General features: G+C 51.1%; 17 protein-coding genes and 1 pseudogene. 11 read left to right on the top strand and 7 right to left on the bottom strand.

Annotation, left to right across the window (positions count from 1 at the left end):
* Positions 1-38: 38 nt before the first annotated feature.
* Genes SOM48_RS21975 through SOM48_RS21965 form a run of 3 tightly spaced genes read right to left on the bottom strand, consistent with a single transcriptional unit; the run spans position 39 to position 3,068 of the window.
* Positions 39-902, bottom strand: coding sequence for an HlyD family secretion protein (locus SOM48_RS21975; protein ID WP_320513010.1), 864 nt, complete (start codon positions 900-902; stop codon positions 39-41).
* A complete protein-coding gene (locus SOM48_RS21970) occupies positions 899-1,114 on the bottom strand; it encodes a DUF1656 domain-containing protein (protein ID WP_139568762.1) in 216 nt (71 codons plus the stop codon). Before SOM48_RS21970 ends, SOM48_RS21975 begins: the two co-directional genes overlap by 4 nt.
* Positions 1,107-3,068 carry an FUSC family protein gene (locus SOM48_RS21965; protein WP_414672802.1) on the bottom strand — a complete coding sequence of 654 codons (1,962 nt, stop codon included), beginning with the start codon at positions 3,066-3,068 and terminating at the stop codon, positions 1,107-1,109. Before SOM48_RS21965 ends, SOM48_RS21970 begins: the two co-directional genes overlap by 8 nt.
* Positions 3,069-3,220: 152 nt before the next feature.
* Here SOM48_RS21965 and SOM48_RS21960 point away from each other — a divergent pair, with 152 nt between their 5' ends.
* Positions 3,221-4,027: an AraC family transcriptional regulator gene (locus tag SOM48_RS21960; RefSeq protein ID WP_320513030.1), complete on the top strand. Its 807-nt coding sequence runs from the start codon at positions 3,221-3,223 to the stop codon at positions 4,025-4,027.
* A 115-nt stretch (positions 4,028-4,142) separates the two neighbouring features.
* Here the strand turns inward: SOM48_RS21960 and SOM48_RS21955 are convergent, their stop codons facing one another.
* Positions 4,143-4,436: a DUF1330 domain-containing protein gene (locus SOM48_RS21955; protein WP_320513008.1), complete on the bottom strand. Its 294-nt coding sequence runs from the start codon at positions 4,434-4,436 to the stop codon at positions 4,143-4,145.
* Positions 4,437-4,564: 128 nt separating this feature from the next.
* Here SOM48_RS21955 and SOM48_RS21950 point away from each other — a divergent pair, with 128 nt between their 5' ends.
* Positions 4,565-5,470: a LysR family transcriptional regulator gene (locus SOM48_RS21950; RefSeq protein WP_320513007.1), complete on the top strand. Its 906-nt coding sequence runs from the start codon at positions 4,565-4,567 to the stop codon at positions 5,468-5,470.
* Between the two features lie 148 nt (positions 5,471-5,618).
* Here SOM48_RS21950 and SOM48_RS21945 read toward each other — a convergent pair whose 3' ends face one another.
* Positions 5,619-6,569 carry a LysR family transcriptional regulator gene (locus SOM48_RS21945; RefSeq protein ID WP_320513029.1) on the bottom strand — a complete coding sequence of 317 codons (951 nt, stop codon included), beginning with the start codon at positions 6,567-6,569 and terminating at the stop codon, positions 5,619-5,621.
* Positions 6,570-6,639: 70 nt separating this feature from the next.
* On the opposite strand from SOM48_RS21945, the gene SOM48_RS21940 reads away from it, so the two are divergent.
* The 4 genes from SOM48_RS21940 to SOM48_RS21925 all read left to right on the top strand — a co-directional run bounded on the left by SOM48_RS21940 (position 6,640) and on the right by SOM48_RS21925 (position 11,675).
* Positions 6,640-7,587 (top strand): alpha/beta hydrolase, encoded by a 948-nt coding sequence (locus SOM48_RS21940; protein WP_320513006.1) that lies wholly within the window; start codon positions 6,640-6,642, stop codon positions 7,585-7,587.
* 408 nt (positions 7,588-7,995) lie between these two features.
* Complete coding sequence (locus tag SOM48_RS21935; RefSeq protein WP_320513005.1) at positions 7,996-9,546, top strand: methyl-accepting chemotaxis protein; 1,551 nt, start codon at positions 7,996-7,998, stop codon at positions 9,544-9,546.
* Positions 9,547-9,559: 13 nt separating this feature from the next.
* Positions 9,560-9,709: a hypothetical protein gene (locus SOM48_RS21930; protein WP_181162120.1), complete on the top strand. Its 150-nt coding sequence runs from the start codon at positions 9,560-9,562 to the stop codon at positions 9,707-9,709.
* Positions 9,710-10,016: 307 nt separating this feature from the next.
* The gene (locus tag SOM48_RS21925) at positions 10,017-11,675 is read left to right on the top strand and encodes a methyl-accepting chemotaxis protein (protein ID WP_320513004.1); all 1,659 of its coding nucleotides are present in this window, start codon (positions 10,017-10,019) and stop codon (positions 11,673-11,675) included.
* Positions 11,676-11,849: 174 nt separating this feature from the next.
* On the opposite strand, the gene SOM48_RS21920 is transcribed toward SOM48_RS21925, so the two are convergent.
* Positions 11,850-12,467: a LysE family translocator gene (locus tag SOM48_RS21920; RefSeq protein ID WP_320513003.1), complete on the bottom strand. Its 618-nt coding sequence runs from the start codon at positions 12,465-12,467 to the stop codon at positions 11,850-11,852.
* A gap of 193 nt (positions 12,468-12,660) precedes the next feature.
* On the opposite strand from SOM48_RS21920, the gene SOM48_RS21915 reads away from it, so the two are divergent.
* From SOM48_RS21915 to SOM48_RS21895, 5 genes and pseudogenes are all read left to right on the top strand, one after another.
* Complete coding sequence (locus SOM48_RS21915; RefSeq protein ID WP_320513002.1) at positions 12,661-13,101, top strand: GNAT family N-acetyltransferase; 441 nt, start codon at positions 12,661-12,663, stop codon at positions 13,099-13,101.
* Between the two features lie 243 nt (positions 13,102-13,344).
* Positions 13,345-13,563, top strand: coding sequence for a hypothetical protein (locus SOM48_RS21910; protein ID WP_320513001.1), 219 nt, complete (start codon positions 13,345-13,347; stop codon positions 13,561-13,563).
* Positions 13,535-13,876: a low molecular weight protein tyrosine phosphatase family protein gene (locus SOM48_RS21905; protein WP_320513000.1), complete on the top strand. Its 342-nt coding sequence runs from the start codon at positions 13,535-13,537 to the stop codon at positions 13,874-13,876. Before SOM48_RS21910 ends, SOM48_RS21905 begins: the two co-directional genes overlap by 29 nt.
* Positions 13,877-14,208: 332 nt before the next feature.
* Positions 14,209-14,401, top strand: a pseudogene (locus SOM48_RS21900) (RHS repeat-associated core domain-containing protein); the annotation flags it as partial.
* A 205-nt stretch (positions 14,402-14,606) separates the two neighbouring features.
* Positions 14,607-14,963: a hypothetical protein gene (locus SOM48_RS21895; RefSeq protein WP_320512999.1), complete on the top strand. Its 357-nt coding sequence runs from the start codon at positions 14,607-14,609 to the stop codon at positions 14,961-14,963.
* Between the two features lie 210 nt (positions 14,964-15,173).
* Here SOM48_RS21895 and SOM48_RS21890 read toward each other — a convergent pair.
* Positions 15,174-16,285 (bottom strand): IS3 family transposase gene (locus SOM48_RS21890; RefSeq protein WP_320512998.1). Its coding sequence is split into 2 segments (ribosomal slippage): positions 15,174-16,024 and positions 16,024-16,285, totalling 1,113 coding nucleotides; the frame shifts between segments, so codons are not numbered across the junction.
* Between the last annotated feature and the right edge of the window lie 61 nt (positions 16,286-16,346).

Here is a 16,346-nt window from a genome sequence, read left to right as displayed (position 1 = left end):
CATCGATCTTCAGCCCGCATCGAGCATGCAAACGCCGTTTACGGCTCGATGGCGACGCTGGCAGATAGCCCGGCCACTAACACTATGCCCTCAGGGATCCTGTCTAACTGGATACGCACAGGTACCCGCTGCGCAAGCCGCACCCAGTTAAAGGTTGGGTTAACCTCCGGCAGCCCCAGCCCGCCGGTTTCGTCATTGCTGTCGCCGATCCCGCGCCCGATACTCTCCACGCGCCCGCTAATCATCGCGTCATACCCCATCAGCGAAACCCGCGCACGGTTGCCAACCTGGATATGACGCAGCCGGGTCTCTTCAAAATAACCGACCACCCAGAAACTGTGCACATCGACGATGGCGACTTTTGTCTCCCCCGCCGTGGCATAGTCGCCAGGGCGGAGCCGCAGATGCGTGACATAACCTGCAACCGGCGAGCGAACGGTAGCATGGGATAAATTCAGCTCCGCCAGCTCCAGCGCAGCCAGCGCGCCCTGATAATTAGCCACCGCGACACTTGCCGCACTGCGTGTTTGCTGGATATCCTCGCCGGAAATAACCTCTTTGATCTGCGCACGTCGCCGCGCCGCATCCTGGCGCATCAACATCTCATGACGTTTTGCCTCAACGTCGGCCTGCGCGCTGAGCACACTAAGCTTCAGCCAGTGCGGATCGATAACATAGAGCGTATCGCCCCGGTTAACCCACTGATTATCGCGCACCATCACACGGCTTACCGGCCCGGAGACATCCGGCGCAATCTGCACCACATCTGCACGCACCCGCCCATCGCGCGTCCATGGCGTCTGTGCGTAATGTTTCCAGAGAATAAACGCCGCAAGCGTCGCCACCGCGACAGCACTCAGCGTCAACACATAGCGTCCCAGTAAAAAGAGTAAAGATTTCATACGAGTAACCCCAGGGTGGTCAGGCCCTGCAACAGCAGGAAAAAGGTAACGATATAGCTTGAGAGATCGATCAACGGGCGAAACGGCAAGCGGCGATAAAGCCTGCTACACGAGAGAAGCGGCATAATGAATAACGTGCAGACCAGCGCGATAAGCGCCGTTACCAACAATCCGGGGATAAAAACGCCTCCGATATTGATGTCATTAATCATCGGCGGACTCCTCGTGCTGCGCGCGTAACGCGCAGTAAAGATCAACCAGCTTGTCGACAAACTGGCGCGATGGCTCATCTGTTGCAGGCAAGCAGCGGCCTGCGATCGCGACGATGCGCTCACGCAAGGCTTCGGTTTCAGTTGTGCGGGTAAGGCGATAAAGCACTTCGTTGATCTCACATCCCACAGGCGAATCGCCGCGGCGCAGGTGGCGGACAGAAAGACCGATGCGCAGAAAGTGCAACAGATGATCGAGCGCCCGAGCTGATGATGCCCCGCTGCGCGGCAATCGCGGGATCAGCAGCGCGGCCCGATCAATCATCAGGTTGGTCCAGTGCGTCTCATCACTGGTCACTACCCCGCTCACGCTGCGGCGAATATCGCGCTGGCAGAGCTTCAGCAAACGACTTATCGCGGCGTCTGCCTGCACGGTTTGCAGCAGGCTCATGCTGATAAATGCAAAGCCGGTCGCTATAAAGAGTGCGATTGCGGTATTAGCTGCGACGGCGAAGTCACCGCTGTAGTGCGCCCCCAGTTCGCATAACACCGGCAGCGTCAGCGTGATGCCCATTGCCATAAAAGTGGTGGGTGGCCGAGCCTGTAGTGACCCGGCCAGCAGATAGACCGGCGCAAACACCGCAACCAGTACGGCGAAATCGCTGATTTGGGGAAGCAGAAAAAAGCTGTAGACCAGGCTTATCAAAACGCCCCAGATGGAGCCGATTATGTATTTCAGAATATGGGGTGCCGGCGTGTCGAAACTGCCAAACAGCGTGCAGCACACCCCAAGAATGGAGACCGCCGTACCGCCCTCTGGCCAGGCTGAGTAAATCCATACCAGACAGCCGATCAGGATGATGGCAAAGGCGCCCAGCGCCGTGCGGGCGGCCGTAAGCGGATCGCGATGAAAAACATACCCTTTAAGCGCGTGGCTTTCTGTTGGCGCAGGCACTGGCCTGGCGTGATGGATGGCGGTAGAAAGATGCTCACACTCGTGTATGAGGGTTATCGACTCCGTGATATAGCGGATCATATTCACCACCAGCGCGTCCTCAAAGGTCTTTATCTGCGCCGCGCGCCTCTGCGCCAACCGGGCGCTGCGTTTTCGTAGCGCCTCTGCCGTGCTTTTACGCTGCCCGGCATCGTCGCAGATAAGCCAGGCCTGAACGTCATCCAGCAGTATCTGAATATCGGCTGGCATGCTGGCAATCATCTGCACTCGATCGCGTAATTCACCGTTGACGATGACCAGCCGCGCCAGCCTGTCGTGCAGGGCTTTCCTTGCCTGGCGCACCGGCACCGAAAGGGCAAAATCATAGGGAATATGGTGGCTGATACCCTGCAGAAATTGCAGGGCCAGCGCCAGATGCAGCGGCCCTGACGGCGCATCTGGCTTACCTGACAAGGTGTCAGCGATACGCTGGCGCGCCGAGTGCAGTGTCTGCGCTAATGTCGTGTTGAACAGCCCTGAGATCCGGCGCGAAAAAACATATCGGTGGATCAGCGCGGCGCAAAGAATGCCGATGGTGATCTCCTGCACTCGAATAATGGCGATGTTAAACACCGATCCAGGATCGGAGACGGCGGGGAAACCAATCAGGCTTGCGGTGTAGCCGGCCAGCACAAAGGCATAGGCTCGGGGCGTGCGTTCCAGCAGGGATAAACAGAGGCAGAAGGTGATCCAGCCGGTCAGCATCACGCTACATACAATGGGCATGTTCACAAATGTCGGCACAATCAACACCGTCGCCCCGGCCCCCACAACGGTGCCTGCCAGACGATAGAGGCTGCGGCTTAGGGACGCGCCTACCGAGGTTTGCGAAACAATATAGACGGTGATGATTGCCCAGGAGGGTCGCTCAAGGCCAATCAACAGGGCAACGTAATAAGCCAGCATCGCCGCGGCAAAGCTCCTGACGGAGTAGAGCATGGCGTGGGCATCGCTCAGTAGCATCGATGGAAGCCTGCGGCCTGATATGCGGCTGATCAGATTCACGGGAACTATGTGACGAAAGGTTATTTTGCTCATACCGGGCATTATTTCCGGTTTGCGCAGGTCACTAAATACCCTATTCTGTCAAAAAATACCTAAATGTTGCCAATGTGATGACACCCCGACTTGCTCATACTCTGTTTGATCCGGACAGCACCTCCGGCCCGGCGGTTGCACGCCATATTGATTTCGTGGATTACGCAGCAGAAGTGCCGGTTCATACGCACCGCAAGGGGCAACTGATCATTGCGTTGTACGGCGCGGTAATATGCCGGGCGGAAAATGATCTCTGGATCGTGCCGCCAGATTGCGCGATGTGGATCCCTGGCGGGATCGCGCATAGCGCCAAAGCCACCTGGAACGCGCATCTCAACTATCTGTTTATTGAACCGGGTGCCGCCGCGCTGCCGGAGAGATGCTGCACCCTGGCGATTTCACCGCTGATTAAAGCGCTGGTGGAGCGCTTAACCCATGAAGAGGTGGATTGCGCCGCACAGAGCCATGCCGGCAGGCTGACTCGCGTAACGCTCGATGAACTCGCCACCATGCCGCAGCAGAAACTGAGCCTGCCAGTATCATCGCATCCAAAAATCCGCGCCATGGCCGATGCGCTGGTCAGCCATCCGCAAGACAGGAGCACCTTTAAAAGCTGGGCAAAGCGGCTGGCGCTCAGCGAGCGCTCTCTGGCCCGCTTGATGCTGCGCGAAACCGGCCTGACCTTTGGTCGGTGGCGCCAGCAGCTGCATCTGATCGTCGCCTTGCGGGAGCTGGCAAGCGGAGTCTCGGTACAAAACGTGGCGGCTAATCTGGGCTATGAGTCGGTTAATGCCTTTATCACCATGTTCAAGAAAACCATGGGCAGCACGCCAGCACACTATTTTGCCTCACGGAAAACGGGACTCAATGGCAGATCGGTTTAACCTTAAAATCTCTGCTCCATCGCTGAATGATGCTTTACAGGGCACTGGCACTCCTTGTCCCTGATGCAACGTTACGATTCAGCCACGTGCGAGAAGCGCCCACGCTTATGCCTGATTAAAGACTACTACCTTCAACCAAAACAAAGGTACCGGTCGCCGCACCTGCACGGAGTGCTTTTGCCGCCTGATACTCAGGGCTCTCATAGAAGCGTTTAGCCTCGTCAAAGGAAGCGAACTCAAAAACGACATGCCGCTGATGCGATTCACCCTCAAGGTTTTCATACTGCCCGGACCAGGCAATGATCTTTGGCGCGAAGGCCTGCATGGCCTCCCCCGCTGCGCGGGCATATTCGGCATAAGCGTCGGGGTCTTTGACGGTCACATGACCGATTAAATAACCTTTATTCATTTCTGTTTACTCCTCATTTGCCTTCAGAAAACGTGATGCGAAATACACGGTGTGAAAGTACTCTATTGAGTTTTAATACCTGCATAAACAGCGCCAGGAAATACGCACTGTTACTCTGAGGATGAACAATGAAGAATCTTGAGCCGCTGCTTATTTTTGCTCGAGTGGCAGAACTGAAGAGCTTTACCCAGGCAGCGGAAAGCCTGGGGATCCAGAAAGGACGGGCTTCAATGGTGGTGCGCGAACTGGAACACGACCTGGGCGCTACATTACTTCACCGTACAACACGGACGGTACAACTGACGGAAGACGGGCGGGCTTTTTATGCCCGCGCGCGGGATCTACTTGCTGAAGCCGACGACCTGCGCTCCATGTTCACTGATTCCGGCATGCCGCTGAAGGGAAAGTTGCGCGTGGATATGCCTGCGATCCTGGCGCAAAGCGTGGTGATCCCTGCCCTGCCGCAGTTACTGGAAGCACACCCTGAACTGGAGATAGAGCTTTCAAGCAGCGATCGCCGCGTCGATCTGGTTCAGGAAGGATTTGACTGCGTGGTGCGCCTGGGCCCCATTGTCGATGAAACGCTTATTGCCCGGCCGCTGGGCCATTTGCGCATGATAAATGCCGCCAGCCCGCGCTATCTCAGCCGCTTTGGTAAACCAGAGACCCTCGAGGATCTTGTTAACCAAAGGCACAGGATGGTGCATTACATCCGCAATTTTGGTTCCAGACCTGACGGATGGGAGTATCCATCGGGCGACGGTTATAAATCGCTGATGCTGCCTGGTGCGGTCACGGTCAATAGCGTTCCGGCCTATCATGACGCGGGTCTTGCAGGTCTGGGATTGATTCAGGGTGGCTACCCTTCACTGTTAATGCATATCCAGCGCGGCGCGCTAATTGAGATCCTGCCTGACCTGCCTCCAGAGCCAATCACCGCCTCATTTGTCGTCGCACATCGGCGCAATTTATCGCCGCGTGTAAGAGCGTTTATAAAGTGGACTGAGGAAGTGTTAAGGCCTTATTTTGAGTGATGATGCTTTTCGCGAATTTAATCCGGGCGCGGAGTTGTTCAAATAGCAGAGCGTACTCGGGCGATGGTTTTAAAAACCACGGTGCCGGGAATGGACAGGAATGAACACGTCCCTTTCTGGCAGCGTAGAGTTCCCGAACAATACAGCGTCATGTGCTGCTGTTTTTTCTGTTACTGAGGAAAGATTTAAAGCTATCAATAAAAGCCCGCACCCTGATAGGAAGATGGCGGCGGTTGGGGTAGATAGCATGAATAGCGACCTCTTCGCCTTGCGTGTCGGGCAGCACCTGGGCCAGGCGTCCTTCCTGAATATCCTTCTCAACCATAAATGAGGGGAGAAATCCGATACCCAGCCCGGCTATAGCTGCTGTACGAATGGCATCCCCGCTGTCAAACCTGACGTGATTGCGACCGTTCACTGTTACCTGTCCCTGCGCTTTATCAACGAGAGTCCATGCGGTGGAAGCCGCGCCCAGACCATAAACGAGTCGACGGTGGTTTTTAATCCCAGCAAGTGATTCAGGCATGCCTGCCTGACGGATATAATCAGGTGAAGCCCAAAGTTGTGGACTTGTTCTGTCGATCACCTGGGTGATGTATTGATAACTGGTGGTTGCGTTGCCTACACGTATTGCAAGATCGAACCCCTCTTCTACAAGGTCAACAACCCGATCGCTGAAGCTGATTTCAATACTTATATCTGGTGAGGCCCGCAAAAATTCATTGATAAAGGGCAGAACGATCATTTTGCCGTAGCCTTCTGACACGGTCAGTCTGAGGATGCCTTTCGGCAACGGCAGATTCTGACGGATAGTCGCTTCAGCTTCGTCTAAATCCTCCAGTATCTGGCTGCAACGATGATAAAATTCGTGCCCCTCTGTCGTAAGCGACAAACGGCGGGTTGTACGCTGAAAAAGCCGGGTCTCAAGGTAAGCTTCTAAACGCGCAATGGCTTTGCCCGCGGCAGAGCGCGTCAGCCCTATTGCCTTACCGCCAGCAACAAAACTGCCCGACTCTGCCACAGCAACAAAGATACGTAATGCGTTAATTTCCAGAGCTGAGCCAGCACTCTCTGGTGACGCGATTTTCCTGCCCGTCATTGGGGAACCTTTTTCGCCAATCATTTAAATATACTCAGATTGTAGAATTTCAATCAGTGAGGATTCAATAATGTTGTCGAAAAACGCTCAAAAAACTCTGGATGGATGGATCAGTGCAGCTGGTCCGGTTGTCGAGAAGGTATACGGTACGTCAGAAGCCAGTTGGCCTGAGGTTCGCGCCCGCTATATGCAGGGGCTCGAAAAAATCTTCCCTGCGATCGAAGGGGTCTCCTACAAAACAAGCACGTTAGGCAATACGCCCGCGATGATCAGTGAGAGGGATGAACATACCGGCAACAGAGTGGTGCTTTATATTCATGGCGGCGGCTATGTCCATGGCGGGGTCGAAGCATACCGCGGCCTTACTGGACGTATCGCTAAGGCACTAAAAGCCAGGGTGTACACACCAGATTATCGGCAGGCGCCTGAATTCCCTTTCCCCACGCCAATAGATGATGTTTTTTCAGCTTATCGTGCCCTTCTCGATAGCGGCGTTCAGCCTGAAAATCTCGTGCTAACAGGCGATTCAGCCGGTGGCGCGATGGTGGTGACGATCATGCGCAAGGCCCGTGACGCGGGTATTCCGCTTCCGGCCGCAGGCGTGGCTATCTCGCCCTGGGCTAATCTTATCCATAGCGGTTTATCTGCGACGACCCGTGACGGGATTGATCCCCTTTGTAACGTCGACTTTCTTAACAGGCTGGCAAGATGCTTTCTGGCGAGAGAGCTTGCCACCCATCCTGATGCCTCCCCGGTTTATGCGAATGTGCAGGGGCTTGCACCCATCCTCATCCAGATAGGTGAGAATGAGGTCATGCTGAGCGATGCTATCAGGCTGGCTGCAAATTTAGGCGAAGCGCGCGTACGGACAACGCTCGAAGTGTGGCCTGGGATGTTTCATGTATGGCATCTTCTGGCCGGTACTCTGCCGGAAGCCGACCAGGCGTTAAATAACGCGATTCATTTTCTGGAACAGGCTTTAACAAAAGAGCAGGGTTCATCGAACTTATATCCATGAAGAAAGTCACTGTTTATCAGAAAATAACCACAACGTCGTAGTCTGACTTATTAATCCCTCTCTACGGGCAGAGCCTCATTTTTGTAGCGCGTCAGGGAAAATTAAAATGGTGAAATCCTGTGTATGTAAGACACAGGATTTCTTTCTGATTTTGCTGGCTGATACAGCGCTGCACTGCACCGCTTGCGCCACACCGCCAGCGCAAACGATATATCCTGCTTCACCCCTTGCGTTTGCAGTGAGCTATCTCCTTAAAATCAGACGCATAGAAAAAAAGCAAAAAGGATATATTCTTCGTTGCCTGTAGTTAGCCGAGTTTTAGTTAAAGACAGATTAATCGATGCCGATAACTTATCTGTTTTAGGGCTCATGGAGCTGCTCTGTCTTTCTCTGTAGAACGAGGTTCAAATGTTCAAAAATTTACCTATCAAGAAAAAGTTCTTTTTTGCCTTTGGTGCCGTTTTAATTTTGCTGCTATTACTCTGCGCCACTTTCTACAATAACTTTTCCAGAATTGTCAGTACCAACGAATGGAATATACATAGCTGGCGCGTCATTGATAAAAGCCGTGCCTTGACCCAGGACCTGGTAAATATGGAAACCGGACTACGCGGCTATGCCATTAATGGCAAAGAGGAAATGCTGGCTCCGTGGAGCTCAGGCAAAGAGGATTTCGTTAAAGTTTTGCAGGAAACGAAAAGCTTAACTTCTGATAACCCTACTCAGCAGGATCGCCTGAATAATTTGCTTCAGCAGGAGCAAGAGTGGGGGAATAAGTTTGTTACTGAATTGCTGGATCATCGTCGTGCGCTCAATGCCGGGACCATGACGCAGGCCAATTTCAATGCCGCCTTCGAAGCTAACACGGGCAAGCAGCAGATGGATCAAATGCGCGCCACCATTGATGAAATCGTTAACAATGAAAAAAAACTGCTCGGCGAGCGTCAGGGTTCTGTCGACTCCGTTGAAACGCAGACCCGGCTGGCGTTGTTTATCGGCGCGCTGTTAGGTGTACTTATCGCTTCAGGTTTGGGCTATGCCCTCGCCCGTTCCATCACCCTTCCGCTTGGGGAAGCGGTAAACGCAGCGAAGGCGATTGCCTCGGGCGATCTCTCCACCCGCCTGGTCGCTCGTTCAAAAGATGAAGCCGGTGTTCTGATCGTCACCCTGACCGCCATGCAGGAGCAGCTCAAAAAAGTCGTCTCTGATATCCAGACCGCTGCGACCTCTATCGACAGCGCTTCTAAAGAGGTCGCGATGGGTAATACCGATCTCTCTGTACGAACGGAACAGCAGGCTGCCTCACTGGAAGAAACCTCAGCCAGCATGGAGCAACTGACGGCGACAGTAAGGCAAAATGCCTCTAACGCGCAAAACGCCAGCAGCCTTGCGTCTGACGCGTCCAGCGTCGCGCAGCAGGGAGGCAAAGTTGTGGATAAAGTCGTTACCACCATGGCGGCTATCTTTGACAGCTCGAAAAGCGTCGGCGATATCATCAGCACCATTGAAAGCATCGCTTTCCAGACCAACATCCTGGCGCTTAATGCTGCGGTGGAAGCAGCCCGCGCCGGTGAGCAAGGCCGTGGCTTCGCCGTAGTGGCAAGCGAAGTGCGCGCGCTTGCTCAGCGCAGCGCGACGGCGGCAAAAGAGATTAAGGCACTGATTGAAGCCTCAAATAGCCGTATATCGGAAGGCACCGACCTGGTCGCGCAAGCGGGCAAAACCATGACCGGGGTAGTCACGGCGATCAACAACGTCTCTGCAATTATGGCCGAAATCTACACCGCCTCCGGCGAGCAGGTGAACGGTATTGAGCATGTCAGCATCGCTATCACCCAAATGGATGAAGTGACCCAACAAAACGCCGCACTGGTACAACAGGCCGCCGCTGCTGCCGCATCGCTGGAGGATCAGGCGGCTCATCTGAACCGCTCTGCTGCGGTTTTCAAACTTGCCTGACTAAAGGTCCCTGATGGCCGCATTCGGCCCGCTGCTGCCGGGTAACGCCAGCAGCCAGCCGTTACCGTTGATATTAACGGTAGCGATAGCAGTCGCGGGCGCACATACGGGGCTGGCTGTCGGACGAAGAGTTCACGTTGAGCGGGTTCAATCAATGGGCTAAAAGGGATTTTTGCCCACCTGAATAACCACGAAACCCATCAGGTTAAAAGGTATTGTGGTTATGATTCGATCTGTTTTATTAAATATTTGTTGTTATGCATCAATCACTTTCGCACCAGTAATTAATTAAGTTATTTAACCTGAAAGAAGATAATAAAATTAATTTCGCTCAAAAAAAGCTGGCTAGCATAAATTCAGGAAGTATCCATTTTTTCAAAAAAAATATATTCATTAAATATCGTTAAAGCCTTTAAAAGCGGCGTCGATAACCCCTTTTTGCTCCATTTACTAATAACACCAGGGTTCTTATGTCTATCACACAGCGTTTGTCGCTAGCATTTTCTTTGCTCGCTATATCACTTTTCGCGGTTGTTGCCGTCTCACTTTCCGTGATTTCGGGTTTCCAGTCGCGCTTTGAGTATGTCCAGGTCAATGCCATACCCAGCATTAAGGATTTGAATAAATCAATCAGCACCACCAGCCAGCTTGGTATCGCCTTTTATCGTCACCAGACTGCTTTAGACAGTGCTGGCCAGGCTGCGGCTGAAGAGAGAATAAACAGCCTGCTTAACACGCTGAAATCGCTCACGGATTATTACATGGCAAATGATATTTCCAGCGATGAAGATAAAGCGATGACCGAGCAGGCATACCGAAATATCGAAGCCGTTCGTGCAGCGTTACCCGCTTTCTTAGCGGCCTCAAAAAACCACGACAATGCGTTATCCCTGTCTCTTCTTAAAAGTGAAGATGGTGTGGGTGCTGCATCGCGTAAAATGGAAGCCGATTTCACCAATCAGATTGAATTAAATATAAAAATCGGTGAGGCCCTGAGAGAACAAAACAAGACAATTTATGCCAAAACGTGGTGGATGATGAGCAGCGCCGCAGCAGTGGTGATCCTTCTGCTTGGTCTGTTTTCCATCACTATTATTCAGGGCATCAAGCGCAGCCTTAACAGCATAAAGAGCACGATGACTGAGGTGAGTAACAGTCTCGATCTGACCCAGGTTGCCACTGTCTACAGAAACGATGAAATAGGCCAGACTGCATCAGCGTTTAACGGCCTGCTGGAGAAGGTTTCAACAACGCTGTTATCGGTGAACCATGCTGCACAATCGGTCAGCACCGGCTCAGCCCAGATTGCCGCAGGCAACGAAGACCTGTCATCACGAACGGAGGAGCAAGCCGCCTCTCTGGAGCAGACCTCTGCCAGTATGGCTACCCTGAGTGAAACCGTGCGCCAGAATGCCGATGGCGCAGTTCAGGCAAGCGAACTGGCGAATAACGCTAACAGTTTATCGAGCATGAATGCGGGCGCAGTCAGCCAGATGCTGGAAACGATGTCAGAGATTCGCGGAAGCTCAGAAAAGATCTCCGATATTACAGGCCTTATTGAAGGTATCGCCTTCCAGACCAACATCCTGGCGCTTAACGCTGCGGTAGAAGCCGCGCGTGCAGGTGAGCATGGCCGAGGATTTGCGGTGGTTGCTTCTGAAGTGCGTACTCTGGCACAGCGCTCGTCCTCTGCTGCCCGTGAAATTAAAGATCTCATTTCACTCTCTGTTTCCCAGGTTGAGCAGGGTCTTAACCAGGCAGCGAATGTGGGAAGTAACACTGAAAATGTGAGCAATGCTGTCCGTCAGGTCGCAGATTTGGTGAACGAAATCGCGGCTGCGACCACTGAGCAGAGTAAGGGTATTGAGCAGGTTCACCTGGCGATCGGGCAAATGGATGAAGTTACCCAGCAAAACGCCTCACTGGTTGAAGAAGCCTCTTCGGCATCTAAATCCCTGCAGGAGCAGGCTGAAACCTTGTCGAGCCTGGTCTCTACTTTTACGCTTAATGAAAATACAGGGTATGTCGGAAAAACGGTAAGCGCGCCGCTCGCCAGAACACAGCAGCTGCAAAAAAAACCCGCATCGGGCAGCAGTGCAGTCACTAATACAGACTGGGAAAGTTTCTAATTTTTGAGTTTTAGACGCGATAATTGATTACTAAAAAGCGCTGCTATGGCAGCGCTTTTATCCTTCATGACGATCTATCTGTTTGTTCTTCACCATACGTACGACGCTTATTCTCCCCACACTCTGAAGCTACCCAGATAAAGACTGCATCGATAAAAGCTCGCACCTGCTGACCTACTTCAGCAGCAGCCGTATTCCAAGCAAGGCCATAATGCCTCCACTTAGTTTATCTATAAACTTACGGTATTTAATGTAAGCCTGCCGTGGCCCGTGAGTTGATAATAAGCATGCAACAACTGCATACCAGAGCACATCGATAACGAATGCCATTGTTGGCAGGATGATGTACATAACAGGCGGAATATTTTTGCTAAGCGCTGCGGAAAAAATACTGGCAAATACCAGTGCCGTATGGGGATTGCTGATCTGCGTAAATACGCCAGTTATAAATGCTTTTGAGACGCTGACTTCTTCTGTTTCGGTCAAATCATTAAAACGATTTGAAGGACGACGAAACATTTTCACAGCCAGCCATAAAAGATAGCAACCGCCTGCAAGCTTCAGACCTGTGTACAGTGACGGGATCAACGTCAACAGGGTGTGAAGACCCGCTAACGCGATGGCAGCAAAAACAAACGCACCAAAACCCATCCCTGCAGCAACAGCTAAAGCCGCCCTTCTCGAACTGGACATGGCCGTTCGGGCGACGAGAAGAAAACTCACTCCCGGGCTCATTGCGCCAAACAGGATAGCTACGCCAATAGCAGAAAGCGCGATAACATCACTTGTCATTCATCTTCCCCATCAGTAAACAGTGTCGTCAGGCAATTCCGCCCTTCATGAACGGCATCCGGTTAACAACATAACACAATGCCAACAATGTCTGCCCCTGCGCATAGTTCATGTACCCGTCTCAGAAATTTTGTTGAATTGATTAGTCAAATCTGAATATCTTTATCGAAATCAAAATAAGGACGCGATCATAATGATTTCAATCAGGGCTGCTGAACTCAAAGACATTCCATCGTTAAAACGGCTTTTCCTGCAGTTGGGCTACGAGACAGAGCACGCGATCTTAGAACAATGTCTCCGTGACCAGCATGACACGCTGTGTACTTTAGTTGCCGAATCAGAGAAAGAGGTTTGTGGCGTTATTGTCATAAATTTCATCATGCCTGTTCATGAAAATAACTTATGGGCATTAATCTCAGCGCTGGTAATAGATGAGTCATTACGAGGACAGGGCGTGGGGCAGCAACTCCTTATAGCCTCTGAACGCATCGCGGCTATCAAGAGATGTTCTCAGATTGAACTATCAAGCAATGAAACAAGGGTTAAAGCACACAAGTTTTATGAAAATAACGGATATAAGGAAGTAAGAAAGCGCTTCGTAAAGCTCCTCACCGATCTGCCGCCGCTTGATTAATATCCCGGTTAAGCGATTCGATCTGACTCGTACCCGGGAGAGGCTGCGTTACCAGCCAGCTGATGACGCTTTTGGGGAGTTTAATACAGGAGCAGAGCGTTGGTTTTAAAACCCCGTTGTGACCGTAATAACGTAGTGGCGATAACCGATATGCAAAATATGCCCGCAAGATGCTAGAATCTCCCGGCTTGTTCTCCCCGTATTATCGCGGCTGCTGACCCCGATCAATCTGAGAGAGAATCAATGGAAACAGCACGTAACCGATCTCGCGATGCTCATACGGCCTCATTAACTTTTCGTGGCGAAAAAAACTGGAAGATGCTCTACACGCGGTCAGATAAATTACTGCGTGCCGCACAACTGGGATTTCAGTATCCGCGTATTACTAACCAGCAGCTTGCTATGAAAGGCCTGGAAGAGTACCAACACATTGATGAAAGTACTATTTATATGCAGCCGTAATCAATGGCGAAGCCCTACGGCGGAACAGGTGTTCCGCCGTCATCCATCCCTTAATGTGCGCTCTGCGGGCACCAGCCGAAATGCTAAAAAGAGAGTCTCTTACGAATTGCTTCAATGGGCTGATGTTATTTGTGTTATGGAACAAAAGCATAAAAACCGTTTAGTGGCTGAATTTGGTCGGGTCATCGCATTTAAACCTCTGCATGTCCTCGATATCCCCGATCATTATCTCTTTATGGATCCACAGCTGATCGCAATATTTGAAGATATCGTACCGGCAACGCTGGGGCTCACCGATCAGCCGGTAATATGAAACTCATCGAACCGATCGCATGACTGATAACCGGGCAATATGGTCAGTCAGGAGCTTTTCGTATAACAGTCCGAGTTCCCTTTTGTGAAGTATCGGCTGGTGCTTTATCAACGGTTTGGGATTCTGTTGGTGGATAGTATCCAGTTTCTGTCGGTGGGTTTAGTAATACACCAGCACCATTACAACCAGACAAGGAAATTATACAACCTATTAAAAAATGGTATTTTTTTCGCATTTTTACGCCTGACTTTTTTTACCGTCCATGTTGTAAACCGTTCTGCGCCACTTTTCATCAGGGCGGTTCACAAACCCAATTGTTTCCGATGGTGATGCTCCAGCACCAGCCGCTGCGCTATGGTGGGCAGTATGTAGACAGCGAAACCGGGCTGCATTATAACCTGTTCGGCAATTACGACCCACAGATCGGATGGTTCATCATTCAGGATCCGATAGGGTTAAGTGGTGGGCTGCACTTATATAGTTATGCGCCAAACCCTCTCAAATATATTGACCCGTCTGGATTGTGCAAAACAGGTACTGAAGATAAAAATCCTTATGGCACTTATCGCCCCGATCGACCATTACCGCGCGATAAAAATGGGAGGCCAGTCCATGATGTTGATGCGCCACATACTCAGCATGAGTATATTCCTAACCCTACAGGAGGAACACCGCAACATGGTCCTGCAAAAGATTTGGAGATGCCATAATGTATGTAAGTAAAGGAGCGATGTGGAACAATGGAGAAAAAGTCCATTTATCTCACTTATTAGACAAAGTACCGGCTAATAGATGGGATTGGTATCTATATGAAATAGAAGCAGTTGGAATAGCTCCACAAGGTATGTCCATGTCTGATTTTGAGCAACGAGTGTTATCCAGCAATACTGGATTTAAATTATCATGGGATGAGATCAAGCATTTTTCCAACTCATTAAGTGATATAAAAAATTGTTTTTTAGCTGCGTTAGTGAAACCAGTTAGATATAGTGCATCAGAAAATGGTGACTTATCAAACTGTCTGGCACTGATAACTATCTCAGATAGTACTTCATGGGAAGTTAAATCAATGGGAAATAACTATTAATTTATAGAATGAAAGTTAAACAAAAACCCGGGAAATATCCTCATAATATTCCCGGACTTTATTTTTGGGCTGCACACAGTACGCCAGATATCCCGTCTTTCATTACCTTCATCCTCCATTCCGGGCAGTGCAGTTGCAGGGTGGGTATCAATTTAACAGGAGCGGTTTTGGGGAAAGGTTTTGGGGAAGAACTCTGTAAATAGACCCATTTTAGTTCCATGAATTTTTTGAGATCCCGGCCAAATAATAGTGCTGTCGATATTCTTCCGGCGTCATATTGTTCAGTGATTCATGCGGGCGTTCACAGTTATACTCTGACACCCATCTTTCCGTTATTTCCCGCACTTCATTCAGCGTTCTGAACAGATAAAAATCGAGTATTTCTGTACTGTATGTCCGGTTAAAGCGCTCAATAAAAGCGTTCTGTGTCGGCTTACCCGGCTGGATAAACTCCAGTTTTACTGCATGTTTCTCTGCCCATTCAGCCAGTGCAAGTGAGATAAATTTCGGACCATTATCCATGCGTAGCATGACCGGATAACCACGGCTTGCCGCGACCCTGTCGAGCACACGGACCACGCGCAGAGCTGGCAGATTCAGATCGATTTCAATCGACAACGCCTCACGGTTAAAGTCATCAACGACATTGAACGTGCGAAAACGACGGCCACAGACCAGTGCATCATGCATAAAGTCAACAGACCAGCTCTGGTTCAGCGCTTTCGGAGTGGCCAGTGGCGAGGGATTACGCACCGGCAACCGCTGTTTGCCCTTACGGCGAAAATTCAGTTTCAGCAGACAGTAAATAAGGTGGATCCTTTTGTGATTCCACGGGTGTCCCTGCCGCCTCAGAACCTGAAAAAGTTTCGGAAAACCGTATCGTGGGTATCGCTCGGCCACTGCCTGCAACGCGGCAATAACGGGTTCATCACGCGTGGTATCCGGACGGTAATGGTAAACCGTTCTGCTCAGGTTCAGACTCCGGCAGGCCTGACGAATACTTAGTCCAAATGTCGTTACCAGATGAGTGACCAGCTCACGCTTAAAGGCTGGTTTTAAAGCTTTTTTTCGATAACGTCTTTCAGCGCCCGGTTCTCAAGGCTCAGGTCGGCAAACATCTGTTTGAGACGCCGGTTCTCGTCCTCAAGATCCTTGATCTTTTTAATATCAGAAGCCTCGATGCCACCGTATCTGGACTTCCAGTTGTAGTAAGTGGCCTCAGAGATACCGGCCTCCCGGCAGACATCTTTAACGGTTCGTCCGGCTTCAACCGACTTAATCACAGCGATGATCTGATGCTCAGTAAAATGGGCTTTACGCATAGCGATCTCCTTCGTTGGCAGATTGATTATGCCGGAGGATCTCTAAATGTGAATGGCACGA

Source organism: Kosakonia sp. CFBP8986 (assembly GCF_034044935.1).
GTDB classification, from domain to species: Bacteria; Pseudomonadota; Gammaproteobacteria; order Enterobacterales; family Enterobacteriaceae; genus Kosakonia; species Kosakonia cowanii.
This window is presented reverse-complemented; position numbering and strand designations above follow the sequence as displayed.

Bases quoted from the DNA above. Each gene is read 5' to 3' on its own strand.
- SOM48_RS21975 (WP_320513010.1), bottom strand. From the start codon at position 902: ATGAAATCTTTACTCTTTTTACTGGGACGCTATGTGTTGACGCTGAGT.
- SOM48_RS21970 (WP_139568762.1), bottom strand. From the start codon at position 1,114: ATGATTAATGACATCAATATCGGAGGCGTTTTTATCCCCGGATTGTTG.
- SOM48_RS21965 (WP_414672802.1), bottom strand. From the start codon at position 3,068: ATGCTACTGAGCGATGCCCACGCCATGCTCTACTCCGTCAGGAGCTTT.
- SOM48_RS21960 (WP_320513030.1), top strand. From the start codon at position 3,221: ATGACACCCCGACTTGCTCATACTCTGTTTGATCCGGACAGCACCTCC.
- SOM48_RS21955 (WP_320513008.1), bottom strand. From the start codon at position 4,436: ATGAATAAAGGTTATTTAATCGGTCATGTGACCGTCAAAGACCCCGAC.
- SOM48_RS21950 (WP_320513007.1), top strand. From the start codon at position 4,565: ATGAAGAATCTTGAGCCGCTGCTTATTTTTGCTCGAGTGGCAGAACTG.
- SOM48_RS21945 (WP_320513029.1), bottom strand. From the start codon at position 6,569: ATGACGGGCAGGAAAATCGCGTCACCAGAGAGTGCTGGCTCAGCTCTG.
- SOM48_RS21940 (WP_320513006.1), top strand. From the start codon at position 6,640: ATGTTGTCGAAAAACGCTCAAAAAACTCTGGATGGATGGATCAGTGCA.
- SOM48_RS21935 (WP_320513005.1), top strand. From the start codon at position 7,996: ATGTTCAAAAATTTACCTATCAAGAAAAAGTTCTTTTTTGCCTTTGGT.
- SOM48_RS21930 (WP_181162120.1), top strand. From the start codon at position 9,560: ATGGCCGCATTCGGCCCGCTGCTGCCGGGTAACGCCAGCAGCCAGCCG.
- SOM48_RS21925 (WP_320513004.1), top strand. From the start codon at position 10,017: ATGTCTATCACACAGCGTTTGTCGCTAGCATTTTCTTTGCTCGCTATA.
- SOM48_RS21920 (WP_320513003.1), bottom strand. From the start codon at position 12,467: ATGACAAGTGATGTTATCGCGCTTTCTGCTATTGGCGTAGCTATCCTG.
- SOM48_RS21915 (WP_320513002.1), top strand. From the start codon at position 12,661: ATGATTTCAATCAGGGCTGCTGAACTCAAAGACATTCCATCGTTAAAA.
- SOM48_RS21910 (WP_320513001.1), top strand. From the start codon at position 13,345: ATGGAAACAGCACGTAACCGATCTCGCGATGCTCATACGGCCTCATTA.
- SOM48_RS21905 (WP_320513000.1), top strand. From the start codon at position 13,535: ATGAAAGTACTATTTATATGCAGCCGTAATCAATGGCGAAGCCCTACG.
- SOM48_RS21895 (WP_320512999.1), top strand. From the start codon at position 14,607: ATGTGGAACAATGGAGAAAAAGTCCATTTATCTCACTTATTAGACAAA.